This window comes from Acinetobacter sp. Marseille-Q1618, from assembly GCF_902809855.1.
GTDB lineage: Bacteria > Pseudomonadota > Gammaproteobacteria > Pseudomonadales > Moraxellaceae > Acinetobacter.
Window position 1 is genome coordinate 572954 of record NZ_CADDWJ010000002.1, and the last position, 25725, is coordinate 598678.

General features: G+C 37.8%; 17 protein-coding genes and 1 pseudogene. 6 read left to right on the top strand and 12 right to left on the bottom strand.

Annotation, left to right across the window (positions count from 1 at the left end):
* The first annotated feature begins 2723 nt into the window (after positions 1 to 2723).
* Positions 2724 to 4778 carry a DUF4573 domain-containing protein gene (locus tag HUS24_RS17155; protein WP_173912538.1) on the top strand — a complete coding sequence of 685 codons (2055 nt, stop codon included), beginning with the start codon at positions 2724 to 2726 and terminating at the stop codon, positions 4776 to 4778.
* Here HUS24_RS17155 and HUS24_RS17160 read toward each other — a convergent pair.
* The 4 genes and pseudogenes from HUS24_RS17160 to HUS24_RS09980 all read right to left on the bottom strand — a co-directional run.
* Positions 4670 to 5605, bottom strand: a pseudogene (locus tag HUS24_RS17160) (Ig-like domain-containing protein); the annotation flags it as partial. The gene HUS24_RS17155 and the pseudogene HUS24_RS17160 sit on opposite strands and share 109 nt — an antisense overlap.
* Before the next feature lie 510 nt (positions 5606 to 6115).
* On the bottom strand, positions 6116 to 7345 hold the full coding sequence (locus HUS24_RS09970; protein ID WP_173911881.1) for an HlyD family type I secretion periplasmic adaptor subunit: 1230 nt from the start codon (positions 7343 to 7345) through the stop codon (positions 6116 to 6118).
* A complete protein-coding gene (locus HUS24_RS09975; RefSeq protein ID WP_173911882.1) occupies positions 7342 to 9471 on the bottom strand; it encodes a type I secretion system permease/ATPase in 2130 nt (709 codons plus the stop codon). Before HUS24_RS09975 ends, HUS24_RS09970 begins: the two co-directional genes overlap by 4 nt.
* Entirely contained in the window at positions 9468 to 10964 is a 1497-nt protein-coding gene (locus tag HUS24_RS09980; protein ID WP_254433844.1) for a TolC family protein, read from the bottom strand. Before HUS24_RS09980 ends, HUS24_RS09975 begins: the two co-directional genes overlap by 4 nt.
* Positions 10965 to 11592: 628 nt before the next feature.
* Here HUS24_RS09980 and HUS24_RS09985 point away from each other — a divergent pair.
* Both HUS24_RS09985 and HUS24_RS09990 read left to right on the top strand, forming a co-directional pair.
* A complete protein-coding gene (locus HUS24_RS09985; RefSeq protein WP_173911884.1) occupies positions 11593 to 12066 on the top strand; it encodes a DUF523 domain-containing protein in 474 nt (157 codons plus the stop codon).
* Positions 12067 to 12290: 224 nt separating this feature from the next.
* The gene (locus HUS24_RS09990) at positions 12291 to 14615 is read left to right on the top strand and encodes a TonB-dependent receptor (protein WP_254433845.1); all 2325 of its coding nucleotides are present in this window, start codon (positions 12291 to 12293) and stop codon (positions 14613 to 14615) included.
* A gap of 71 nt (positions 14616 to 14686) precedes the next feature.
* Here HUS24_RS09990 and HUS24_RS09995 read toward each other — a convergent pair whose 3' ends face one another.
* The 3 genes from HUS24_RS09995 to mhpT form a co-directional block, all read right to left on the bottom strand.
* Positions 14687 to 15640: a bile acid:sodium symporter family protein gene (locus HUS24_RS09995; RefSeq protein WP_173911886.1), complete on the bottom strand. Its 954-nt coding sequence runs from the start codon at positions 15638 to 15640 to the stop codon at positions 14687 to 14689.
* Between the two features lie 130 nt (positions 15641 to 15770).
* Complete coding sequence (pncA, locus tag HUS24_RS10000) at positions 15771 to 16406, bottom strand: bifunctional nicotinamidase/pyrazinamidase (protein WP_173912539.1); 636 nt, start codon at positions 16404 to 16406, stop codon at positions 15771 to 15773.
* A 368-nt stretch (positions 16407 to 16774) separates the two neighbouring features.
* Positions 16775 to 17992: a 3-(3-hydroxy-phenyl)propionate transporter MhpT gene (gene mhpT, locus HUS24_RS10005; RefSeq protein ID WP_173911887.1), complete on the bottom strand. Its 1218-nt coding sequence runs from the start codon at positions 17990 to 17992 to the stop codon at positions 16775 to 16777.
* A 694-nt stretch (positions 17993 to 18686) separates the two neighbouring features.
* Here mhpT and dapA point away from each other — a divergent pair.
* From dapA to purC, 3 genes are read left to right on the top strand one after another with little or no spacing between them, the layout of a single operon-like run.
* Positions 18687 to 19580 (top strand): 4-hydroxy-tetrahydrodipicolinate synthase, encoded by an 894-nt coding sequence (gene dapA, locus HUS24_RS10010; RefSeq protein WP_173911888.1) that lies wholly within the window; start codon positions 18687 to 18689, stop codon positions 19578 to 19580.
* A 15-nt stretch (positions 19581 to 19595) separates the two neighbouring features.
* The gene (locus tag HUS24_RS10015; RefSeq protein WP_173911889.1) at positions 19596 to 20204 is read left to right on the top strand and encodes a lipoprotein-34 precursor (NlpB); all 609 of its coding nucleotides are present in this window, start codon (positions 19596 to 19598) and stop codon (positions 20202 to 20204) included.
* A 37-nt stretch (positions 20205 to 20241) separates the two neighbouring features.
* Positions 20242 to 20961 (top strand): phosphoribosylaminoimidazolesuccinocarboxamide synthase, encoded by a 720-nt coding sequence (gene purC / locus HUS24_RS10020; protein WP_173911890.1) that lies wholly within the window; start codon positions 20242 to 20244, stop codon positions 20959 to 20961.
* A 56-nt stretch (positions 20962 to 21017) separates the two neighbouring features.
* Here purC and HUS24_RS10025 read toward each other — a convergent pair whose 3' ends face one another.
* The 5 genes from HUS24_RS10025 to HUS24_RS10045 form a co-directional block, all read right to left on the bottom strand.
* Positions 21018 to 21581: a DUF4303 domain-containing protein gene (locus tag HUS24_RS10025; RefSeq protein WP_173911891.1), complete on the bottom strand. Its 564-nt coding sequence runs from the start codon at positions 21579 to 21581 to the stop codon at positions 21018 to 21020.
* On the bottom strand, positions 21578 to 22405 hold the full coding sequence (locus HUS24_RS10030; RefSeq protein WP_173911892.1) for a metallophosphoesterase: 828 nt from the start codon (positions 22403 to 22405) through the stop codon (positions 21578 to 21580). The genes HUS24_RS10025 and HUS24_RS10030 overlap by 4 nt, the downstream gene beginning before the upstream one ends.
* A 322-nt stretch (positions 22406 to 22727) precedes the next feature.
* Positions 22728 to 24002 (bottom strand): replication-associated recombination protein A, encoded by a 1275-nt coding sequence (locus tag HUS24_RS10035; RefSeq protein WP_173911893.1) that lies wholly within the window; start codon positions 24000 to 24002, stop codon positions 22728 to 22730.
* A gap of 204 nt (positions 24003 to 24206) precedes the next feature.
* Entirely contained in the window at positions 24207 to 25118 is a 912-nt protein-coding gene (locus tag HUS24_RS10040) for an alpha/beta hydrolase (RefSeq protein ID WP_173911894.1), read from the bottom strand.
* Positions 25119 to 25179: 61 nt separating this feature from the next.
* Positions 25180 to 25632: a YcgN family cysteine cluster protein gene (locus tag HUS24_RS10045; protein ID WP_173911895.1), complete on the bottom strand. Its 453-nt coding sequence runs from the start codon at positions 25630 to 25632 to the stop codon at positions 25180 to 25182.
* Positions 25633 to 25725: the final 93 nt, after the last annotated feature.

Sequence of the window (25725 nt, forward strand, 5' to 3'; positions counted from 1 at the left end):
CTACAAGGTCTGAATAACTAGAACCAGCAATCTCAATACTTGGAGCCTCAGAGCCTTCTTGGGTAAATGTAGCAGTCCAAGTGTTCTCATCAACTTTGATAAAGTTAGATAATTTACCACCAACGACAATAACATCAGCCTCTTCAAAACCATTCACATTTTCATTGAAATTAAAGGTAATTTCTGTTACTCCACCTTCCGTCACTGTTGTTGGATTTGCACTGATCGTTAATGTTGGTGCAATGCTATCGACTCTCACCGTTAAGCTGCTTTCATTAACATTACCTTCTGCATCGGTGTGGCTGACTTGAACCGTGTTTTTGCCTTCTTTTACAACGACATCAACGCTGAGTTTGCCTGCATCAAGTTCTGTTTGCGTTAAGCTGTGATCTTTGCCATTGACGGTGATCACATCACCCTCTTTGGCATCTGTACCTAAAGCAATATCAACTTTGACACTTTGATCTGTGCCAAGTTCTTCTTTGTTGATCTTGCCATCAGTGTTGCTGTCTTCGCCTTGTGCCAAGCTCACATCTGCAACAACATTTGCTGCAATCGTATCTACCGTGACAGTTAAGCTGCTTTCATTAACATTACCTTCTGCATCAGTGTGGCTGACTTGAACCGTGTTTTTGCCTTCTTGTACAACGACATCAACGCTGAGTTTGCCTGCATCAAGTTCTGTTTGCGTTAAGCTGTGATCTTTGCCATTGACGGTGATCACATCACCCTCTTTGGCATCTGTACCTAAAGCAATATCAACTTTGACACTTTGATCTGTGCCAAGTTCTTCTTTGTTGATCTTGCCATCAGTGTTGCTGTCTTCGCCTTGTGCCAAGCTCACATCTGCAACAACATTTGCTGCAATCGTATCTACCGTGACAGTTAAGCTGCTTTCATTAACATTACCTTCTGCATCAGTGTGGCTGACTTGAACCGTGTTTTTGCCTTCTTGTACAACGACATCAACGCTGAGTTTGCCTGCATCAAGTTCTGTTTGCGTTAAGTTGTGATCTTTGCCATTGACGGTGATCACATCCCCCTCTTTGGCATCTGTACCTAAAGCAATATCAACTTTGACACTTTGATCTGTGCCAAGTTCTTCTTTATTGATCTTGCCATCAGTGTTGCTGTCTTCGCCTTGTGCCAAGCTCACATCTGCAACAACATTTGCTGCAATCGTATCTACCGTGACAGTTAAGCTGCTTTGATTAACATTACCTTCTGCATCGGTGTGGCTGACTTGAATCGTGTTTTCGCCTTCTTTTACAACGACATCAACGCTGAGTTTGCCTGCATCAAGTTCTGCTTGTGTTAAGCTATGATCTTTGCCATTGACGGTGATCACATCCCCCTCTTTGGCATCTGTACCTAAAGCAATATCAACTTTGACACTTTGATCTGTGCCAAGTTCTTCTTTATTGATCTTGCCATCAGTGTTGCTGTCTTCGCCTTGTGCCAAGCTCACATCTGCAACAACATTTGCTGCAATCGTATCTACCGTGACAGTTAAGCTGCTTTGATTAACATTACCTTCTGCATCGGTGTGGCTGACTTGAATCGTGTTTTCGCCTTCTTTTACAACGACATCAACGCTGAGTTTGCCTGCATCAAGTTCTGCTTGCGTTAAGCTATGATCTTTGCCATTGACGGTGATCACATCCCCCACTTTGGCATCTGTACCTAAAGCAATATCAACTTTGACACTTTGATCTGTGCCAAGTTCTTCTTTATTGATCTTGCCATCAGTGTTGCTGTCTTCGCCTTGTGCCAAGCTCACATCTGCAACAACATTTGCTGCAATCGTATCTACCGTGACAGTTAAGCTGCTTTCATTAACATTACCTTCTGCATCGGTGTGGCTGACTTGAACCGTGTTTTTGCCTTCTTGTACAACGACATCAACGCTGAGTTTGCCTGCATCAAGTTCTGTTTGCGTTAAGTTGTGATCTTTGCCATTGACGGTGATCACATCCCCCACTTTGGCATCTGTACCTAAAGCAATATCAACTTTGACACTTTGATCTGTGCCAAGTTCTTCTTTATTGATCTTGCCATCAGTGTTGCTGTCTTCGCCTTGTGCCAAGCTCACATCTGCAACAACATTTGCTGCAATCGTATCTACCGTGACAGTTAAGCTGCTTTGATTAACATTACCTTCTGCATCGGTGTGGCTGACTTGAATCGTGTTTTTGCCTTCTTGTACAACGACATCAACGCTGAGTTTGCCTGCATCAAGTTCTGCTTGCGTTAAGCTGTGATCTTTGCCATTGACGGTGATCACATCCCCCACTTTGGCATCTGTACCTAAAGCAATATCAACTTTGACACTTTGATCTGTGCCAAGTTCTTCTTTATTGATCTTGCCATCAGTGTTGCTGTCTTCGCCTTGTGCCAAGCTCACATCTGCAACAACATTTGCTGCAATCGTATCTACCGTGACAGTTAAGCTGCTTTCATTAACATTACCTTCTGCATCGGTGTGGCTGACTTGAATCGTGTTTTTGCCTTCTTTTACAACGACATCAACGCTGAGTTTGCCTGCATCAAGTTCTGCTTGCGTTAAGCTGTGATCTTTGCCATTGACGGTGATCACATCCCCCACTTTGGCATCTGTACCTAAAGCAATATCAACTTTGACACTTTGATCTGTGCCAAGTTCTTCTTTATTGATTTTACCATCAGTGTTGCTGTCTTCGCCTTGTGCCAAAGCTATATGATCAATTACATCACTTGTTGATCCCGTTTCACCGGTAGATCCTGTTTCACCGGTAGATCCAGTTTCACCTGTAGATCCAGTCTCACCAGTAGATCCAGTTTCGCCAGTAGCTCCAGTTTCACCAGTTGATCCCGTTTCACCAGTAGCTCCAGTTTCACCGGTAGCGCCAGTTTCGCCGGTTGATCCAGTTTCACCAGTAGATCCAGTTTCGCCTGTAGATCCCGTTTCACCTGTAGATCCTGTTTCACCAGTAGATCCAGTCTCGCCAGTTGATCCCGTTTCACCAGTAGATCCGGTTTCACCTGTAGATCCAGTCTCACCAGTAGATCCAGTTTCGCCAGTAGCTCCAGTTTCACCAGTTGATCCCGTTTCACCAGTAGCTCCAGTTTCACCAGTAGATCCAGTTTCGCCTGTAGATCCCGTTTCACCTGTAGATCCTGTTTCACCAGTAGATCCAGTCTCGCCAGTAGATCCAGTTTCACCAGTAAATCCGGTTTCACCGGTAGATCCAGTTTCGCCTGTAGATCCCGTTTCGCCTGTAGATCCAGTTTCACCTGTAGATCCTGTTTCACCGGTAAATCCCGTTTCGCCGGTAGCGCCAGTTTCGCCGGTTGATCCAGTTTCACCAGTAGCTCCAGTTTCACCAGTAGATCCAGTTTCACCAGTTGATCCAGTTTCACCAGTTGATCCCGTTTCGCCGGTTGATCCCGTTTCGCCGGTTGATCCTGTTTCACCAGTTGATCCCGTTTCACCAGTAGATCCAGTTTCACCAGTTGATCCAGTTTCACCAGTAGATCCAGTCTCGCCTGTAGATCCAGTTTCACCTGTAGATCCAGTTTCACCTGTAGATCCAGTTTCACCAGTAGCTCCAGTCTCGCCAGTTGATCCCGTTTCGCCTGTAGATCCAGTTTCACCTGTAGATCCTGTTTCACCGGTAGATCCCGTTTCGCCGGTAGCTCCAGTTTCACCAGTAGATCCAGTTTCACCAGTAGCTCCAGTTTCACCAGTTGATCCCGTTTCACCAGTAGATCCAGTTTCACCAGTAGCTCCAGTTTCACCAGTTGATCCAGTTTCACCAGTAGCTCCAGTTTCACCAGTTGATCCCGTTTCACCAGTAGATCCAGTTTCACCAGTTGATCCAGTTTCACCAGTAGCTCCAGTTTCACCAGTTGATCCCGTTTCACCAGTTGATCCAGTTTCACCAGTAGATCCAGTTTCACCAGTTGATCCCGTTTCACCAGTTGATCCCGTTTCGCCGGTTGATCCCGTTTCGCCGGTTGATCCTGTTTCACCGGTAGATCCCGTTTCGCCGGTAGCGCCAGTTTCGCCGGTTGATCCAGTTTCACCAGTAGCTCCAGTTTCACCAGTTGATCCCGTTTCACCAGTAGATCCAGTTTCACCAGTTGATCCAGTTTCACCAGTAGCTCCAGTTTCACCAGTAGATCCAGTTTCACCAGTAGCTCCAGTTTCACCAGTTGATCCCGTTTCACCAGTTGATCCAGTTTCACCAGTTGATCCAGTTTCACCAGTTGATCCAGTTTCACCAGTAGATCCCGTCTCGCCTATAGCGCCAGTTTCACCAGTAGATCCCGTTTCGCCTGTAGCGCCAGTCTCGCCGGTAGCGCCAGTTTCACCAGTTGATCCTGTTTCACCAGTTGATCCAGTCTCGCCTGTAGCGCCAGTTTCACCAGTTGATCCCGTTTCACCAGTTGATCCAGTCTCGCCGGTAGATCCCGTTTCACCAGTTGATCCAGTCTCGCCGGTAGATCCCGTTTCACCGGTAGATCCTGTTTCACCAGTTGATCCCGTCTCGCCTGTAGCGCCAGTTTCACCGGTAGATCCTGTTTCACCAGTTGATCCCGTCTCGCCTGTAGCGCCAGTTTCACCGGTTGATCCCGTTTCACCGGTAGCGCCAGTTTCACCGGTTGAACCATTCACATCAGGTGCTGTAACTTCTATTTTATCCGATACATTACCTGAGGGGTCTTTAGCTGTAACATCTACCTTTTCACCATTGGTGAGGGGATTATCTAATTCGACAGTAAAATTACCATCTTGATCGGCTATAGCTGAGCCTAGAACATTCCCATCTTTGTCTTTAATTTCAACTGTAGCGCCCGCTTCTGCTTTACCTACCACACTTGAACCATCTTCGCTGATCACCACATCTGTTGGTGCATCTGGGGCTGTCGTGTCAGGTGCTGTAACTTCTGTTTTATCCGATACATTACCTGAGGGGTCTTTAGCTGTAACATCTACCTTTTCACCATTGGTGAGGGGGTGATCTAATTCGACAGTAAAGTTACCATCTTGATCGGCTGTGCCTAAACCTAGAACATTTCCATCTTTGTCTTTGATCTCAACTATAGCGCCTACTTCAGCTTTTCCTGTCACCGTTGTGCCGTCTGCACTGATCACCACATCTTTGGGTGCATCTGGAGCAGTCGTATCTTGATTGTTATAATTTTTCTCATGATCTAAAAAGTTGTTTGTAATCCATGCTCCTGTAGCAATTGCACCAGCCACACCTGCTGCAAAAGGCAACACTCCTGTTGCATCCTCGTATAGCAAAGGTTCAATGTGCTCAAGACCAACATAATTAATAGTATCTAATGCAACATGATTTAAATCATTAAATTGTACCCAAAGTAACTCATTATTATTTTCTAGAACTAAACTATTATCTAAAACAAAGAAGTTTTCAATTTGAATTACTTCACCGTTTTTTAAAGTAACAATTAAATGATTACCATTTTTTTCGATATTCTGTATTTCTTCTTTACGATATTTTAATACAATTACAGAAGACTCATTTATAGAAAAACTTGGATTTACAACATCAATTGAATTCCATGTATGTTTAGATACCATTGATATATTCATCATTTTATAATCACCGTTATCAGCCAAGCACTGATTAAAAAAATTATTTAAAATACTAGCACAATATTTTTATTTTAAAATCACACAAAAAAAATACTGATTTAATAAAAATTAATAAACAATTAAAAAAAAATTAATATTAATTTTTTTTAAAAAAACTTTATATATTAAAAACTTAAAAACAAACATTATTATTAATTAATCTTTTTATTATCAATATATTAACACCACATAAACCCTTATAAAATCAATACTATTAGATTAATTAAAAACTCTTAAAAATAATACTAAATATTATTTTTGCAATTTTTACATTTATTCTCCTAAAATAAATACATGAAACAAATCACAAATTTACAAAAATAAAATTAAAACAATCATATTTACTATTGTGTGATTCTTTAATTATAATGAATATAATTTAAATTGCATTTTCTATTTAAGCCATATATTGAATAAATCAAAAAAAGCCAGTATTAAATACTGGCTTTTAATTCCAATAAAATACTCTATTTATCTTTCTCTAAGCGCTTCTTGGGCTTTATTAAATGGTTTTAACAAATATTCCATAATCGTTTTTTGACCTGTACGAATATCAACGGTTGCCACCATACCTGGTGTAATAGCAAAATTTTGTCTTGCTTTATTGACCAATTTATCTGCATCAGTACGAATATACACTCTATAATAAAATTGATCTTGTTTGACTTCATCACGAATCGTATCAGGAGAAATTACCACCACTTTTCCATCTAACCCACCATAAATTGAATAATCATAAGCTGTGATTTTCACGAGTGCTGCTTGTCCAGGATGGATAAAGGCGATATCACGTGGTGAAATACGAGCTTCAATCAGTAATTTTTCATCTAAAGGAACTAAGGTCATGAGTTTACCATTTTGTGGAATGACTCCACCGATGGTGGTAATAGCAAGCTCTTTCACCACACCACGCACAGGTGCATAGAACACTGAACGTTTCACCGAGTCATTACGTCCTGTCACCACTTGCTGTAATGACTTAATATCAGCATTAGCTTTAGCAAGCTCTTCACGAGCTTTCACGTAATAATCATTACGCTTGTCATTGATTTGATTTTCAAAATTATTAATATCACGTTTTAAGCGCAATACTTCCACTTCTGATGCTGCACCTTTTGCAACCAAAGGTTCTGTCATCTGTAATTCATTTTTTACCAAAGACAAAGCATGACCTAAGCCTGCAATCGACTCCTCTAAATTTGAACGTCTAGAGGTATAGAGTGCTGTTTCTTCACTGACTAAGTTTGGAATATCACGCACTTCTTTTGGAAAACTAAGACGTGTGCCGTTCACTTCAGCTTCTAAACGTGCTGCCGTTGCCTGCATCGCACGTAATTTACTTAGACTTTCGCCAACTTGTGATTCAAAACGGGTGGGGTCAATTTGGGCAAGAATTTGCCCTTTTTCAACAATATCACCTTCTTTGACTTCAAGCTTGGTTACTACACCACCATCCAAAGATTGAATAGTTTGCTCTTTCGATGAGGGGATTACTTTACCTGTACCTGTTGAAACTTCTTCGAGTTTAAACATACATGCCCAAACAATAAAAGCAGCCAAGCCTATCGCCACAATCCAAATCACAAAACTTACTTTTGGCAAAGGTGGTTCTGAAAATCTCAAAGCTGAGGGATTACTTGATCGTTTTAACGGATTAAGGGTTTCTTGTTCTGATTTTTCAGGCAATTGTGGTGAACTCATGCTGAAGTTCCTCCTGCATTATTTTGACGAAGATTCAAAATTTCATCACGAGGTCCATCTTTCACAATTTTTCCATCATGAATCACAATAATACGATCGACCAACTGCAATACAGCAGGACGATGGGTCGCCACAATCAAAGTACGATGTGCTGCCCATTGTTTTAAATGTTCAATCAAACTACGTTCAGACACATCATCCAATGCTGCTGTAGGCTCATCAAGCAATAAAATATTTGGATTACGTAAAATAGAACGGGTTAATAGCAAAGACTGGCGTTGGCCACCTGAAAAGCCTGTTCCACCTTCTAGGACAATATGATCTAAACCTTCTTTTTTCTGTTCTACAATGTCGAGTGCATTGGTAATTTTTAAAGCATTTAGGATGTCTTGATCAGTGGCTAATGGTGCGCCCAAAGTTAAGTTTTCACGAATCGTACCGTAAAAAAGTTTCGCATTTTGATTCAACAACGTCATATCACGGCGAATATCATCAGGATCAATCAACGATTGATCTATCCCATCAAGGCTGATTTTGCCTTGCTCAGGAATTTGCATACCCGCTAACAGCTGCAATAAAGTTGATTTCCCTGCACCATTACGACCTAAAATCGCAATTTTCTCACCTGCATTGATTTTGAGCTGAGGAATCACCAAAAATGGACGAGCATCATCTTCAGTATATTTAAACATAACCCCTTTAAACTCATAATCACCTAAAATCACTTTACGATGAATCAGTTGCGCACGATCAGGTCGATCAACAGGTTTTTTCATGAGTTCATCCAAACCCTGTTTTGCCACTTTGGCTTGCTGCCAACGTCCTAACACCCCTGTAATTTGTGCAATCGGGGCAAGCATACGTGATGATAAAATTGAACATGCCACCAATGCACCAGTGGTCATATCCCCTTTCATCACCGCAAAACAGCCAACCAATACTACAATCGCATAGGCTAAACCTTGAATTTTCTGCGTCCACGCATTGAGCCAACCTGTGATTTTACGTTGACGCATACTAATGTCAGCAGACACTTCATTCATGTGATTCCACTGATTTTGAAATCTTGCTTCGGCACGTAATAATTTAATATCTTCAATCCCTTGTACCGCTTCAACTAAAATTGCATTTCGAATAGCACCTTCACGCATACCTTCTTGTGCAAGTTGTGCAAGCTTTTTCTGCGCCATAAAACCTGGAATAATCATGAGAGGAACGACAAATAACATAACCCAAAATAGGTTACCGCCGATAATCCAAAAAATTGCAAGGAACAAGAAGAAGAAAGGTAAATCTGCCATTGCACTGATGGTGGTCGAAGTCACCAACTCACGCACACCTTCTAATTCACGAATCTGTGAAATAAAAGAACCCGTAGATTTAGAACGATCTTTATTCCGAATACGTAAGGCATGCCCAAAAACCCGATCTGAAATTTTTAAATCAGCACGTTTACCAATAATGTCCGATAAATACACGCGTGCAACACGCAAGGTAAATTCGAAAATAGCCGCAATCAGTACACCACCTGCCAATACCCATAAAGTTGGAATCGACTGCGAAGGCACTACACGGTCATATACTTGCATCGAAAAGACAATAGTCGCTAACGCCAAAATATTTGCGACCATGGAAGCCACCATAATATCGGTATAACGCTTCCAATCTTTTAATACGATGTTCCAAAACCAACTTTGCTCATAAGGTTTAATGTACTCATCTACACGAGCATCAGGAATGGAACTTTCAGGGCGAAAAATAAAAATCTGTTTCGCATTTTCCTGTAGTGCTTTTAACGTAAATGTCTGAGATAAACCTTGATCACCACTAAGTTGTAAACTAGCATTACCTCGCTGATCGACCTTTTCAATCACAGCGACTTGACCATCTTTAAACTCAATGACCACAGGTAAACGCCAAGGATTCAGTACATCTTTTGAAAAATCAGCACGGCGATAATTTAAACCCAATTGTTTGGTGACGATTTGCAATAAATCATCAATATTCTGATACTTATTCCAATCCAATTGTAGGCGTATCTGCTCTTCTGAGGGCTGAATACGATAATGTTGGGCAACCGTTAATAGGGCTTGTAGCCAAGGTTGATAATTGAGTGTCTGGTTCATTGCTGTACTTCAAACCCTTGAATTTTCGTATTATTAAGTTGGTAAATATCTCGACTCTTACCCATCACATTGATATACATTGCAAGTGTGTCATAAATATCGTAGCGAGCAGATTCACGTTCAGCCCGAGAACTATGGAAAGACTGTTCAGAACTCAACAAATCTAAAATCGAACGTTTGCCCAATTTGTATTGTTCTTCATATAGCTCACGAGTTTTTGCTGTTGAACGTTCACGGTCAATTAACACCCAAATTTGCTTGTCCATATTTTCAATATTTTCACGCGCAATTTGGCTAGAATCCATAATATTTAAATAAGTTGCATTCAGCTTAGAACGAGCAGCTTGCTCTGCATAAGCAGCAGAACGAATCTGAGAGCTGACAGCTCCTCCTTGATAAAAATTACTCGTCATCGAGATACCAATCGAACTATCGGTATCGTCTTGTTTTCCTGTGCTTGGATTTTTACCATTCAATGCCTGATTTAAAGAGGCAGTTAATGAAACCGTTGGATAACGACTGAGTTCTGTTTGTTTTTTCTGACTTTTGGCAATTTCAATTTCAGCTTGTGCTGCAATCATACTAGGAATAGTATTTAACTGTGGAGCATTATAAAGATCTGATTTCTTTAAAAATTCATCATGAATAATAAAATCTGTACGACTGACATCAAAACCTAATAAAGTTTTTAATTTTTGTTCTTCTTGGCGCAATTTATTTTGCTGTGTTAATAAATAGGTTTTTGCATATTCGACATAACTTTGTGCTTGCACAGGATCGGCATAGCTACTAATTCCTGCATCCGAACGCAAACGAGCAATTTCATGTAAACGGCTTACACCTTTAACCTGATCTTGTGCAATATTCAACAATACCCGATAGCGTAATACAGCGATAATCGAACGTGCGGTTTGCGTTGCAATCTCATCAATATTTAACAAAACATTGGCTTGTTCAGCTTCTAATTTATTTTTCTGTGTATCAACGCTCGATTTTACTTTACCAAAATCATAAAGTAACTGGTTGGCTTCAATGGTATATAACTGACGCCCCCGATCACTCGAAGTAAAGTCACCTGTATTTAAACCTGCTTTTAACTGCGGATAATACTGTGCTTTCGCTACATCAATATTGGCATTTTGTGCCGCTAAATTTGCCAATACCTGAGAAATAGTAGGATTACGTTTCACTGCAATCTGTACTGCTTCTTGTAAACTTAAGCGGCTATGCACTTCAGTTAAATAATAAGAGCTATTTAAACCAACATTCTCAGCATCAGAACTTACACCAACTACAGGTAATTGCTGATAAAGCGGATCAGGCTGAACTTGGAAATTAGACAACTGACTGAATTGCACCTTACTAAAAGATTCATCGGTTTTAGGACGAATTAGATTGCCAATATTTTGTTGAATATCTTTGAAATAACCCGACTGAGTTTCTGCATAAACGATACTGTTTAAACTCAGACTTAGCCCAATATAAATACTCATTTTTTTAAGAGAAAATGTGAAATATTTCGCTTTACACATGTGTAAACTGTACCTAGAAATAATATTGGATTCTCTGTAATACTTAATCAAAATTTTTCGATGTCATATTGCATACTCATCTAAAAATAAAAATACTTTTCTGATTACAGCGCAATGTTGCAAACAGTTTAGCTGACAAGCACTCACATCCAAATCAATATCATAATTATCAATTTAAAAATAAATTCAGTAAAATCTCACCGATTAAATCATAAATTGATTAAAATAAAACCCAAAGTTTAAATATTTATTAGACTTTATAAAACCAATATTCACTTATTATAAAAAATGTGATAAAGATCATAAAAAACATATGTTTATTAATTACACCTAATGAATATTTTATAACTAAAAGTAAGGTTTTTAAATAAATTAAAACGTATAAATTAAAAACTATTAATAGTTTCTGATCAGATTTATTAAAATATCTAGATTTTATTATTTCTAAAAACTGTTTTTAGAAATAATATAGTTGTTTCTTTTAAATATTTCTCATTAAAATATAACCAATATTTTTTGCAATAAAATGAATAGTATTGCGATCTCTATTATTAACTTTTATTTTTAAGTGAAATATAATAAATACTCTATGAAATACTTAATCAGTGCCTGTCTAGTGGGTGAAAATGTCCGTTATGATGCAAAAAACTGTTTGCATCTCGCCTTAAAACAACTAATCGAACAACGACATGCTGTTTGTATTTGTCCTGAGGTTTCAGGCGGTTTATCCACACCACGTTTAGCCGCAGAAATTCGAGGTGGTAACGGTTTTGATGTTTTGGCTGGAAAGGCTCAAGTCATCACTTCGCTCGGGCAAGATGTCAGTGCAGAATTTATATGCGGCGCTCAGTGTACTTTGGCATTGGCACAACATCACCAAGTTAGCCATGTTATTTTAAAATCAAATAGCCCTTCTTGTGGTTCAGATTTTATTTATGATGGCTCATTTACGGGAGAAAAAATTCAAGGTATGGGTGTCACGACCGCTTTGTTACAACAACATGGTTTTGAGGTGATGACCGAACAGCAGTTTATTCAACAACTTTCTACAAACACTCAATAAAAATACAGCAGCTTTTTATAAATTTTAAACATATAAGTCAATAAATTATTTTTAATTAATATCTATAATTTCAAAATAAAATCGGATTTGGAAAATTATATCAAGAATTTTTCATTGAAAATTCACATTTATACACATAACATATGAAATGTTATAACATTACATTTAATTGAGTAATAAAATATATGAACCGCAAAAAGCTAAGCCTGTGTATTGCGCTGATCATGTCTATTCCTACTGTATTTGCCAATGAAAATCAGGTCACGACGTTAGAACCTGTCGTTTTAAGTGCAACTCAAAAAAAATTATCAGCAAACACGGCTGAAGTGGGACAACAACATATCCAATCTGCCACAACGATTGGCGATGCCCTCCAACACGTTTCAGGTGTGCAAAGCAGCGCTTTTGGTCCAAATGCAGGAAATCCTGTCATTCGAAGTTTGAGTGGTAACCGAGTTGGTATTTATGAAAATGGACAACAGCTCAATGGTATGAATAGTTTTAGTGGCAATATCAGCACACCTTTCAGTCCCCTTTTCACAGAAAAAATCACCATTCATAAATCTTCAAATGCCGTACGTTATGGTGGACATGCTTTGGGTGGAAGTGTCGATATTGATACAGGTATTCTGTCTCAAAAATTAGAAGAAAAAGATCATAATTTACAACTCGCTTATAAAAAGGGCTTTAATATGCCTGATGTAAAAGGCATTAAGCTTAATTTTAATAATCAGAAAAATTTAAGTACCAATATTCAATTTTCTCGTCAAGAAATGTCTTCTTATAAGATTCCGGGGCGAAGTAAAGCCGGTATTTGTGAAACAGGAATTTTTTATCCAACAGGTGGGATTAACAGTTCTTTAGCAGACAGCTGTCAAAAAGAAGCGCGAGTGGAAAAAAATTATAATAAATCGCATCAACCTTATATGAATAATTATGTTTTAGCACAAATAGAACAAGACCCTTCCATTTTTTGGGATAATTATGATGGCTTAGAACAGTTTAAATATACACATGAAGCTACCACTAATAAGCGAGGAAAAACTTACCACAATACCCCTAATCCAGATTACAAACCCAACACAGCAGAGTTTGTAGAAGATAAAATCAGTAAAGATGTCACCCCAAATTATGATAAAAAGCTTGGGAATAGTCATTTAAATAATGACAATTTAGCCATTGGTACAACGTATTTCTTAGACAATGGCGGTGCAATCGGCATAAGTTTTGACCGAAAAACCGTAGATTATGGCGTACCGGGCTTTTCATTAGATAATTTGACTTTTCAAAATGTTTATAAAACCAAACCCGTCAGTGTTGAAAATGAACAAAATAAATATACACTTATGGCAAATTTACCTGTAAATTTTTCGATTTTAGATGATGTGCAGTTCAGTGCATCTAAACAAAATTACAGTTCAAGTGAGTTTTTAGGTGCATCTAAAGTGAATACCTATAAGTTTGAGAGCAATGCCGCAGAGTTATTGTTGCATCATTCTGCCTCGCAGCATCTTAAAGGAACGCTAGGTTTTAACTTTAATCAACGTGATATCATAGGCTCAGGTTCACAACGTTATTTACCAGATGTTCAAACGGATCGAACAGCGATTTTTTTAATGCAGGATTTAAATTTTGATCGTTGGGGAATCAATGCAGGTTATCGTTTTGAAACCGTAGATCATCAAGTCAATGCAGACAAGTTTAAACTTTCACGTAATGCTAAAAACACTCAGCTACAAGATCATGATTTTGATTTAAATAGCTATTTTGCAAGTTTAAGCTTACGTCCGACTGAATATTTAGATGTTGTTCTAAAATATAGTGACTCAGAGCGTGCACCTGATATTAATGAATTATATGCCAGTAACATTCATTATTCAGAAATGTTACAAGAAGAAGGTAATCAAAACCTTAACAAAGAACGTGCAAAAAACATAGAATTATCAACTATTTTTCATATTGCTCAAGCACAGCTAACAGGGACAATTTATCAAACCAAATTTGATGATTTTAAATACTTAACTAATTCAGGGATTACTACTTCTGGTAATCGTATTCCTTTAAAATATTGGACAGAAAATAATACACAAATCAATGGCTTTGAGATTGATGCAAGCTATGTTTGGGATTTAGAAAAGTTTGGAAAATTAAAAATGAATGCCTTTGCAGATTTGGTTAAAAACCATATCGACAAATCTGCGGAACACTCAAACAATGATGGTCTCTATTTTTCCAATATGCCCACCAACCGTTATGGCGCAAATCTAGAGTGGAACCATGCCGATTGGTCCGCAAGATTATCCAACATTTATTATGCAAAAGCGCAATATTTGGGTAAAAATATCAACCCTGAAGAGCCGTTACCTGCTTACAATTTAATGGATCTTTCATTAAGTAAAAAAGTCAAACTACAAAATGCCAATGTTAACTTTTTCTTAAATGGGAGCAACTTACTAAATGAAGAAGCCCGACCACAAAACTCAATGTTAAAATACATTGCGCCCTTACCAGGTCGAGGTTTTCAGCTTGGGGTAAACATTGATATTTAATATGTTTTTCGAGTAAGGATCAGTTTTTTACTTTAAAATTCACGCTTAAAATCACAGTGTTCAGGCTCTAACTAATTTTTTATTGATAGTGTTTTATCGGCTTTGGCAGCCCAATAGCTTGCCAAAGCTGGACCTGAAATATTGTGCCATAAACTAAAAATCGCACTTGGCACAGCCGTAACGGGTGATGCAGCAAAATGTACTGCAGCCAGTGCAACACCTAAACCAGAATTTTGCATTCCTACTTCGATTGCAACGGCTTTACTGTCTGCATAAGGCAGTTGAAAGAAGCGACTTGCCCAAAAACCGAGCAAATATCCCAAACCATTATGTAAAATCACTACCGCTAAAATCAAAGCCCCAGATTCTAAAATCGCAGCTTTACTGCCCGCAATAATTGCTGCCACGATTGCCACAATCGCTACCACAGAAATCAAAGGCATCACTTGGATATATTGCTCTACTTTTTGTTTTAATAATGAACGTGTAATAAGCCCTAAAATGATCGGAACTAACACCACTTGTAAAATAGATATAAACATGGATGCAGCATCGATCTGTAACCATTGACTTGCCAATAGATAAAAGATTGCAGGTGTTAATACAGGTGCAAGCAAAGTCGATACTGAGGTACATGCCACAGACAAAGCCGTATTGCCTTTTGCCATGTAGGTAATCACATTAGAAGCCGTACCACCTGGACAACATCCAACTAAAATCACCCCAATGGCAATTTCAGCAGGTAACTGAAAAAGTTTACATAAGATATAAGCCAAACTCGGCATCACGATAAACTGAGCCAACACACCGATGCCGACTGCTTTGGGACTTTGTAATACCCCTTTGAAATCATTGACAGTCATGGTCATGCCCATACCAAACATGATGATGCCAAGCATCCATGTGATATAGGCTTTTAACCAAACAAAAGCGTCAGGTGCCAACATCGCAATACCTGCAAAAAGCACCACCCATAAGGCAAAAGTTTTTTGAATAAATTGGGTAAAGCGCAAAAATGCTGTCATCAAAATCATCCCTAATTCATGGTCTTTTCAACTGCCAAGCCAACAGATTCAATAAAAAAATATTGAACGCCGTCAGCAACAACGCATCATCGCACTTTATCGTAAAAATGGAATTAATAATTTTTCAGTTTTAATCTTGTTTAGTCTGTAAAATATGTGAAGCTACTGTCCGCTTTACCCCATTCGCCAACATCTCTTGCCATGCATGTTGCAATGAGCCATGTAAATCAATCGCTTTGGTTGCATCCGAAATTACATAAGTGTCAAAACCTAATTTTGCAGCATCTATTGCCGACCATGCCACACAAAAATCAGTTGCAATACCCACGATATAAACCGTCTCAATACCACGCTCTTTTAAATAACCTGCCAAACCTGTTGTTGTTTTACCATCTGCTTCCATAAAAGCAGAATAACTATCAATCTGAGAGTCAACACCTTTGCGGATAATCAATTGGGCAGTCGTAATATCTAAATCAGGATGAAAATCTGCATCCTGTGTGCCTTGTACACAATGACTTGGCCATAAAACTTGTGTGCCATAATCCACTTGGATGGTGTCATAGGCTTTTTTATTGACATGATTTTCAGCAAAAGAAATATGATTATGAGGATGCCAATCTTGTGTCAAAACCACATTCTTAAACTTTAAAATAAGTTGATTAATCAAAGGAATAATTTGTTCAGCATTGGCAACAGCAAGGTTTCCACCCGTAGTGAACCCATTTTGTACATCAACCACAATCAGTACTGAATTTTTTTGCATCATCGTTATCTTAAAAATCCTGTTTCATGCCACTTTAACATATCGTCAAAATGAGCGTGTATTGCAATCCCACCACATTTTTAAGCAATTTAAACCAAGCTGTAAAATAAGCTTATTCTTGAAAATGAGCATATAACATTCTGTATTTAGTGAACACCAAAGACATTGCCTATGCAAATTCATTTAAATTTTCAATAAAATAGGGCTGTGCTCAGCAAATAACTGATATTTTTAAATCCTTCCCCTTACGGAACATGTTCCTCACCTTTTTTAAAAGAGGGAAATTTTAGAAGTATATCCGACAACATTGATCAATAAAAAAAACTCGCATGACTGCGAGTTTTATTCAGATCAAAGCATCATTTTAATTAAGCAGTTTGTAAACGACGAATTAAAATCAACATAAAAATTGCTGAAATCACAATGCATGGAATCGCTGCTGAAATTACCCCTGCTGCACCAAAGCCTGCTGCGAGTAACTGACCTGCTATGGTTGGCCCTAACATCGCACCAATACGCCCAACTGCCGAAGCCATACCCACACCCGTCCCACGTACTTCAGTTGGATAGACGATACTTCCAAAAGCATATAACACGCCTTGACAACCGATCACGAAAGCACCCACCAATGCAGAAGCCAAGTACATTTGTGTGAGTGAACTTGCCATATTGAGTGCAAATAAACCGGCTAAAATACCCCCATACATTAAAATAATGACATAGGCTTTTTTCCAACGATCCGTTAACATCCCTAAAATCACTGTACCAACAGTTGCACTTACCATGAAATAAAACTGTGCCGTTGCGCCTTCTTTACGAGTGAAACCTAGTTCAGTAAATAGTGAAGGTAACCAACTCAACATGATGTAAACCACCATCAAGGTAAAGAAGTAACTCACCCAGATCAGCACCGTACGTGCTAGGTTTTGTGTATTAAATAAATCTTTAAAGGATGCTTGTGGTTCTGTGGCAGTTGTACCTACTTTTTCTTGTGCTTTTAAATATTCCTTAGACTCTGGTAAAAATAAAACCATGATTGGAATAACAATGATAGGCAACAAACCACCCAAATAAAAAATATTTTTCCATTCAGCACCAAAACTGGTACTTGCCACCAAAGACAAAATCGCTGCACCCACGGGCATACCACAATACATCAAACCCACTGCTCGACCACGATTTGCAGGTGAAACCGCTTCTGATGCTAAAGTGATCAAAATCGGCATTGCAGCACCTAAGCCTGCACCCGCTAAAAAGCGCACGACCAATAAACTTTGAAAGCTATTCACCCATACCGTACATAAAGTAAAAATCGCAAATACAGCCGTTGACCAGATCAGGACTTTTTTGCGACCAATCCGATCAGCAAAACGACCACCCATTAAAGCACCGGGCAATAGTCCCAAAATGCCTGCACTAAAAAACACGCCCAACTGAGAGCTGTCTAAGCCAAAATGCTCACGAATCCCTGCTGCCGCAATCCCTGCTGCCTGAATATCTAAACCCTCAATTACTGCAATTAAAAAACAAATCAGTACCGTAACTGTCGAATGTTTTTTATCCTGTTGCCTAACCGATATATCCATCTTTGAAAATCCTTGTATAGATGCTGCTGGATCATGAAGATCGCATCATCCCCTACAAGCACAGATGCAATAACTAGCAATAAGTGTTAGAAAATGCAGTAGCAACAAACTAAAAATTTTAAATAGTCTGCTTTATTTAAAAACTTATATAGTCATAAAAACAATAACTTGATTAAAAAACCAACTATTTCACTCAAGAATTACTGCATAATTTTTAATAGATTCTCATGTGGTAATAACCCACCTATACATAATCTATAGCTGAAAACGATCACTCACAGTCTGCATTAGACGTAGTTATAATCTTTTTAAAAGCAGGTTTAAGTCAAAAATCATCTTATACAATCAGTATTTCATCTTAAAATACAACCTCAATCACAACATTTACTCCTCATGTCGTTTTCAAATTGAATTTTTTAGTTTTTTATAATATGTATAAATGATAAAAAACGGCATCATTTTAAACATGCAACAATGACAAACTCACATGTGTTGTATTTGTTGCTTTTTATAAAGTTTTTCATTGCTTTGACTAAAGCATATTGTTCTCAATCGCTGAATCAGTCATAATTTGCATAAGCATTACTCAATCTCAAAGCATGATTGTATTTTGCTCAAATCAAAATACTGCAACCATCCCGATCTTATTTTTAAATCAGTATATGCGGGTGGACACATAGGATATTTTTTCAAAATGACTCAGCAAGCACAGATTCAAGGCTCAATTGTCGCAATCGTCACCCCAATGTTAGAAGATGGCAGCGTAGATTGGAAGGGTCTCGAGAAGCTCGTTGAGTGGCACATAGAACAAGGCACTAATAGTATTGTGGCAGTTGGTACAACTGGCGAAGCCTCTACTCTTAGCATGGCAGAACACACAGAAGTAATTAAAGAAATTATCCGTGTTGCCAATAAACGTATCCCCATTATTGCCGGTACTGGTGCAAACTCAACACACGAAGCGATTGAGCTCACCAAAGAAGCAAAACAACTCGGTGCAGATGCAGCCCTGTTAGTGACGCCTTATTATAATAAACCCACACAAGAAGGCTTATATCAACATTACAAAGCTGTAGCTGAAGCTGTTGATTTACCTATTATTTTGTATAATGTACCAGGTCGTACAGGTGTAGATATGCAAAATGAAACTGTGATTCGTTTAGCGGATATTCCGCATATTGTGGCGATTAAAGACGCAACTGGTGATGTCCCTCGTGGTAAAGAACTGATTGATGGTCTACAAGGCAAAGACATGGTGGTGTATTCAGGTGATGACGCAACAGCATGTGACCTTATTGCAGTAGGTGCAAAAGGTAATATCTCTGTTACAGCCAATGTTGCACCAAAAATCATGAGCGAATTGTGTGCTGCTGCAATTGCAGGTCAGATGGACGAAGCAAAAGCAAAAGATACACAAGTTGCAAAATTAAACAATATTCTATTTTGTGAATCGAACCCAATTCCAGTGAAATGGGCATTACATGAAATGGGATTAATTGGTACAGGTATCCGCCTACCATTAACTCCGCTTGCAGAACAATACCGCACTCCTCTGCGTGAAGAACTCAAAGCAGCGGGTGTCATTTAATAAGAGCTTAGTATTATGCGATTACGTTTTGGTTTAACCCTTGCCCTTTCAGCTTTGAGCTTAGCGGGTTGTAGTTCACTTGGAATCAAAAATGGTTCTTTGGATTATAAAAATACAACTGATGTAGAGCAGCTTAAATATCCTGAAGGCGCAACTGTTAGACCAGCAACGCCATTATATCCTGCTCCTGTGGTTGACCCGCTTGCGATTCAACATGCACCTAAATTTGAAAATAAGCGTGGCAACCGCTATGACGTACCTCGTCCAGAGTCTACGCAAGCAAATTCTGTTCAACAAAGTAATAATAATGCATCTGCAAGCGCAGGTCGCCCACAACTTTTAACCGATGGAAATGGCAATCCATTGCTCAAAGTTGATGGAGATTCTGCTATAATTTGGCAGTATGCATTAGCCACATTGAGTAGTTTAAATTACAACGTTGTGGGTGAAAGTAAAAATGTGACTGAGGTGACATTCAAACTTGACAATACCACCTATGTTTTAAAACTTAACTCAGTGGGTTCAAGCAATACCATTGCTTTGTTTAATGCAAACAATACTTTTGCAGACAAAGAGAAAGCTGCTGAAGTATTGACCCAGATATATCAAAACTGGCCAGCCTAGTCGTTCTAGGCAATTTTTTTTTGCAAAAGGTTCCCCCATGTTAAAACAAACCTTGCTCTATACTGGTAAAGCGAAATCCGTTTATGAAACAGATAGCGCAGATCATCTAATTCTAGTTTTCCGTGATGATGCGTCGGCATTCAACGGTGAAAAAATAGAGCAACTAGATCGTAAAGGTAAGGTGAATAACCGTTTTAACGCCTTTATCATGGAAAAATTGGCTGCAGCTGGTATTGAAACGCATTTTGAAAAATTGCTTTCACCAACTGAAGTTTTGGTTAAAAAATTAAAAATGATCCCTGTAGAATGCGTAATACGTAACTATGCAGCGGGTTCATTATGTCGCCGTTTAGGTGTTGAAGAAGGTTTAGAGCTTGTTCCACCAACTTTTGAATTGTTCTTCAAAGATGATGGTTTAGGCGATCCAATGGTGAACGAATCTCAAGCGATTGCTTTAGGTTGGGCGACTGCTGAGCAATTGGCACAAATGAAAGAACTCACTCAAAAAGTGAATGTCGTGCTTAAAGATTTGTTTGCACAAGGCAACATGCTACTTGTTGACTTTAAACTTGAATTTGGTGTGTTCCATGACCGCATCGTACTTGGCGATGAATTCTCTCCAGACGGTTGCCGTTTATGGGATAAAGACACCAAGAAAAAACTCGACAAAGACCGTTTCCGTCAAGGTTTAGGTGGTGTGGTTGAAGCTTATGAAGAAGTTGCTGCACGTATCGGTGTAGACCTTTCGGATATCTAATTTTTAGATTCTAATTCTTCAAAAAAACCGAGTTTGAATGCTCGGTTTTTTATGTTTCAATTTTTGATTGTTCTGAATTTTTCCAATAAATAATCATATAAATTTTCACGAGATTCTCGTTTAAATCGATTTGCAAATAACGGTACATATTCTTTTAAATTGATTTGTTCAAAACTAACATCTTCAAAATCTTCATCAAAAGCATCTGCATATTGAAGGATAAAAATCATTTCATCGCCTTGCTGATTTTGTAGTTTTCCTTCTTTTCTTAAATCTTGTAATACTTGCATAATTGTATTTTGGTAATGTTGTCGAAGCTCAATATACTGTTCTTCCGTATATTCCTCACCCAATTGTTCATATAATCTTTGAATTTGTTGATGGACATGATTATTTGGACTAGCCCCTATACTCCATTCAGAAATAAACCAAATCAGTTCTTGATCAAATTGACTAAATTCTTCGAGCGTCATCCCCACCACAAAATAACCGCATAAATCCTCAACTAAGCCCAGCCCAATTATTTGTAAATGTTGCCCTAATATCTCTTGTTTGAGTTCTGCACAAGCGTCTTGAATATCTTGGTAAATCGTTAAATACAAATTTGTTTTTTCATTCATTTTTGATAGTTCCTATTTTTATTGATTAAAATAAATACCTTAGTATCAACATTTAAAACCTGTGTTGCATTTTTTAAAGTAATCGCCTGTGATGTCTCCCAGTGCGAATGCCCACAAAATAATAAATTTTCACTGTATTTTTCCAATAAATTTGTAAGCTGAACTTCACCTAAAAAATTATATTCTTCAAAATATGGGGATAAATGGGTTAAAGTAATATCAGGCTTTTGTTTTAGAAATCTTTCCAATATTTTTAAATAATCAGACTCTGAACGTCGAAAATTTTTATCTATACGTCCAATGACGCCACTTAATCCAGCGATTTTGATCCCATCTAATTGGATAATGTCGCTCTCTAAAAAATGTATATTTTCAATCTTTTGAAGCTGATCTAAATCTTGCCCAAAATCATCATGATTCCCTGCGATTCCAATCACATGTTGAAAATGTTTCGAAAAATCCTGCCAGACTTGTATTGGATTACCACTGCTCCCTCGTTTTTCAAGATTGGCATATAAATCACCACATAAAAATGCCCATGATTTTTGAATCTTTAAATCAGGGAAATAAATGTCATACATTGAGGGCAAAATTTCAGCTAAAACTACACCTAAAAGCTCTGAATGTTGATGTTCAAAATGACAAATTCCTTGCAAATCTGAAGTTACAACCATTGAATCAATCGAATGAGACAAGCCTTCAACTTCGCCTTGATAAATCGGAAGCTGAAATTTTTGTGCAGTTAAAATAGCATGAGGAATAGTGAAATATTCTAAATATTCAAAAGGTTCTAGGTTGATTTGTGTAATTTTTATTTTAGACATTACTTATCCAAAGTTTTATTTAATCAATTGCTTAAATATCATATTTACTCAAAATACAAACCATCAATAAGCTAAACAAACAAATTTAAATTATAAAAACATCTTTTTTATAATTTAAATACTAGTTACTATCATCTTTTATTCCGAACAGCACAAGAGATTAAATATTCTTTTTTGTGTATGCCGATCAAAGTTGCGATGTCTTCTAAAATATACCTACCACAAAAACCATCTTATTTTACCGAACTTTCCATAAGTTAGAATTTTTTATAATAATTTAATGGGAAATTATCAAATTTAACTCATCAAATTCCAAAAACCATCACTGTTGTTGCTGATTTTGCTGCCAACGTCTTTGTTGTAAACGCTCACCTTCGACTTCACGCTTATTACGTGCAGATTCATATAATTTTGTACCTTTTAGCTCAGGCGGCATATAGTCTTGTAACACAAAATGCTCAGGATAATTATGCGGATACAGATAATCTACGCCATAACCTTGTTCTTTCATCAGCTTGGTTGGTGCATTTCTTAAATGTAAAGGCACAGCTAAGTTTGACGTTTTTTCAGCGAGTTCAAGTGCTTTATTAATCGCTAAATAAGTACTATTACTCTTGGCACTGGTCGCTAAATAAACTGCACATTGCCCCAAAATAATTCGACATTCTGGCATGCCCACAGCTTGTACTGAACGAAAACATTCACCAGCAAGCAATAATGCATTTGGGTTTGAATTTCCAATATCTTCAGATGCAGCTATTAGCATACGACGTGCAATAAATACGGGGTCTTCACCACCTTTAAGCATACGAGCCATCCAGTACAGTGTTGCATCAGGATCACTGCCCCGGATCGACTTAATAAAAGCCGAAACTAAATCATAATGTTGCTCACCTGATTTGTCATAACGGGCAATATTTTGCTGCGCAACTTTCACCACAACAGCATTATTAACAAAATTTTCAACTTCAGGCTCAAAGGTACTTGCCACTAAATCGATTAAATTGAGTGCCTTACGTGCATCGCCTGCTGCAAACTGAATCAAAGCATCATATTCTTCGATTTGAATATAACGGTCTTTTAAAAATTGATCTTGTTGAAGCGCATTTTTGATTAAAGTTTGAATCGCTTCATCGCTTAACGCATTTAAGGTATAGACTTGGCAGCGTGACAGCAGTGCGCTATTTACCTCAAAAGAGGGATTTTCAGTCGTTGCACCAATTAAAGTAATTTTGCCTTTTTCAACTGCATTCAGTAATGCATCCTGCTGAGATTTATTAAAACGATGAATCTCATCAATAAAAACCACAGGAGTAAGTAAATCACCACTTTGTGCAATCACATCACGCAGCTCTTTCACTCCAGTATTTAATGCAGATAAACTGACAAAAGGTCGATCTACCGCTTGCGCCAACAACAATGCAATCGTAGTTTTCCCAACACCTGGCGGTCCCCAAAAAATAATTGAAGGCAAGTGTCCCTGATCAATCATTTGGCGTAAAGGTGCTTGTTCTCCCAATAAATGATCTTGTCCAATAATTTCAGACAAATCACGAGGACGAAGGCGTTCAGGTAAAGGAATATGGGTGTCTGACATAGTTGTTTTTACAAAATAAGCACTGTCTATAGTCTACTATGGATTAATAGATTGTCGATAAAATTCAAATTGGGCTACAAAAAATGATGATGGTAACTTATATGATCTTCTGTTTTAAATTATAAAATCATACATATTTTATCGGTGCATATTTTACCCAAATACAAAAAGTAGATGACTTATTTTGATTATAAATACTTTATTTTAAAATAAACGGTTATATAACACATCCATCAAGGATGCTTGAAAAACTTCTCCATGACTAAGATTTGGATAAAGTATTAATTTCGTTTGGGCTTTTTTCCTATCCAACATTCGAGTTAGTTGGCGGTTATTTTCAATCATATTGACATCAAAATTCTGACTTTGCTTTTGCCCTATTTCTGTTGAAATATCGCCTTCCATGATCACTAATTTTTTATTTTTTAGTATATGACTAGGTGTTTGTTCTAAGCTTTTTAAGATACGTTGCTCTGCCCAAGACAGTGAAGGACTGGCTGCAAAATAATGACTAAAGGCAGCGTCCTGTATAAAACTATCTAGAACAAATAAACCACCATATGAATGACCCCACAATGCTGTCCGTTGAGAATCTATTTGAATTTGTTGACTCACCCAAGGTTTTATTTGTTTTAAAATTAGCTCACGAAACTGTGTACTGCCACCTGTCAAACGTTCAGGATTCCGTGGATCGGGCTGTATCTTTCCTGTTCTATGTGCAGGCGTATAATCCAATGCTCTCGCTTTCGTTTCAAAAGGTAAATGGGTGTCATAACCTATCGCCACCAAAACAGGTGCATGATCATGTGATAAATCTTTCAAAATATCATCATTTAAACGTGCCATAACAGTATTACCATCTAACATAAAAATGGCAGCATATGCTTTCGAGGTCAGCTGTTTAGGAATACCAAGCCAGACTTTATAGGTTGTTTTTTGATCTGTAGAATAAAACTTTTTAATTTTAAATTGATAATATGCTGAACCTTGATCTGCAATATTTTCACCCAATGGCTGTAAGTTTGGCTGAGCATACAGCGCTACATTTGCAGTAAAAATAAGACTAAAAAGTAAACCAATTCTTAGAATTTTTTTCTGATCATATAAGCTGAACATCTGCAAAACTCATCGGTATAATGCTTTTATTTTAATTGAGTTTAATAATCATTATCAATAACTATCTTACCCAACGTACAATATATTCATCAATTTCTTCCTCATCCACTTCAGTTTCTGAGATACAACGCCCAGCCGCAGATTTTTTCGCTTTTATAATGTTCTGTCTTGAACCTGTATTTAAATAATGCCAAGCAGGTAGTTTTTTACCTTCTTTCAAACGTTGATAAGCACAACTCGAAGGCAACCAATAAATGTGTTCTAATTTTTCAGGGGTAAGTTGAATACAATCAGGAACATGCTGCATACGATTGGGATAGTCGGAACATTGTGCAGTCTGACAATCGAGTAGCTTACACGCCACTTTGGTATACGCCACTTCATTGGTTTCATCATCTTCTAATTTGATCAAACAACATAAACCGCAGCCATCACATAATGCTTCCCATTCACTAGGATTCAGCTCGCTTAATGTATATTTTTTCCAAAATTCAGGACGTAATTGATCAGGCATATTTATCGTTAAACTGTGATTTTCAGATGAATCATAACATTTTTAAATGAGAATTATTTTACATTTTTAAATTACAAATCATTTACTTAAACT

Excerpts from the sequence above, each read along its gene's own strand:
- dapA (WP_173911888.1), top strand. The coding sequence starts at position 18,687 with ATGACTCAGCAAGCACAGATTCAAGGCTCAATTGTCGCAATCGTCACC.
- HUS24_RS09975 (WP_173911882.1), bottom strand. The coding sequence starts at position 9,471 with ATGAACCAGACACTCAATTATCAACCTTGGCTACAAGCCCTATTAACG.
- HUS24_RS10015 (WP_173911889.1), top strand. The coding sequence starts at position 19,596 with ATGCGATTACGTTTTGGTTTAACCCTTGCCCTTTCAGCTTTGAGCTTA.
- HUS24_RS09970 (WP_173911881.1), bottom strand. The coding sequence starts at position 7,345 with ATGAGTTCACCACAATTGCCTGAAAAATCAGAACAAGAAACCCTTAAT.
- HUS24_RS10045 (WP_173911895.1), bottom strand. The coding sequence starts at position 25,632 with ATGCCTGATCAATTACGTCCTGAATTTTGGAAAAAATATACATTAAGC.
- HUS24_RS09995 (WP_173911886.1), bottom strand. The coding sequence starts at position 15,640 with ATGACAGCATTTTTGCGCTTTACCCAATTTATTCAAAAAACTTTTGCC.
- HUS24_RS10040 (WP_173911894.1), bottom strand. The coding sequence starts at position 25,118 with ATGTTCAGCTTATATGATCAGAAAAAAATTCTAAGAATTGGTTTACTT.
- pncA (WP_173912539.1), bottom strand. The coding sequence starts at position 16,406 with ATGCAAAAAAATTCAGTACTGATTGTGGTTGATGTACAAAATGGGTTC.
- HUS24_RS09985 (WP_173911884.1), top strand. The coding sequence starts at position 11,593 with ATGAAATACTTAATCAGTGCCTGTCTAGTGGGTGAAAATGTCCGTTAT.
- mhpT (WP_173911887.1), bottom strand. The coding sequence starts at position 17,992 with ATGGATATATCGGTTAGGCAACAGGATAAAAAACATTCGACAGTTACG.
- HUS24_RS10035 (WP_173911893.1), bottom strand. The coding sequence starts at position 24,002 with ATGTCAGACACCCATATTCCTTTACCTGAACGCCTTCGTCCTCGTGAT.
- HUS24_RS10030 (WP_173911892.1), bottom strand. The coding sequence starts at position 22,405 with ATGTCTAAAATAAAAATTACACAAATCAACCTAGAACCTTTTGAATAT.
- purC (WP_173911890.1), top strand. The coding sequence starts at position 20,242 with ATGTTAAAACAAACCTTGCTCTATACTGGTAAAGCGAAATCCGTTTAT.
- HUS24_RS10025 (WP_173911891.1), bottom strand. The coding sequence starts at position 21,581 with ATGAATGAAAAAACAAATTTGTATTTAACGATTTACCAAGATATTCAA.
- HUS24_RS09980 (WP_254433844.1), bottom strand. The coding sequence starts at position 10,964 with ATGAGTATTTATATTGGGCTAAGTCTGAGTTTAAACAGTATCGTTTAT.
- HUS24_RS09990 (WP_254433845.1), top strand. The coding sequence starts at position 12,291 with ATGTCTATTCCTACTGTATTTGCCAATGAAAATCAGGTCACGACGTTA.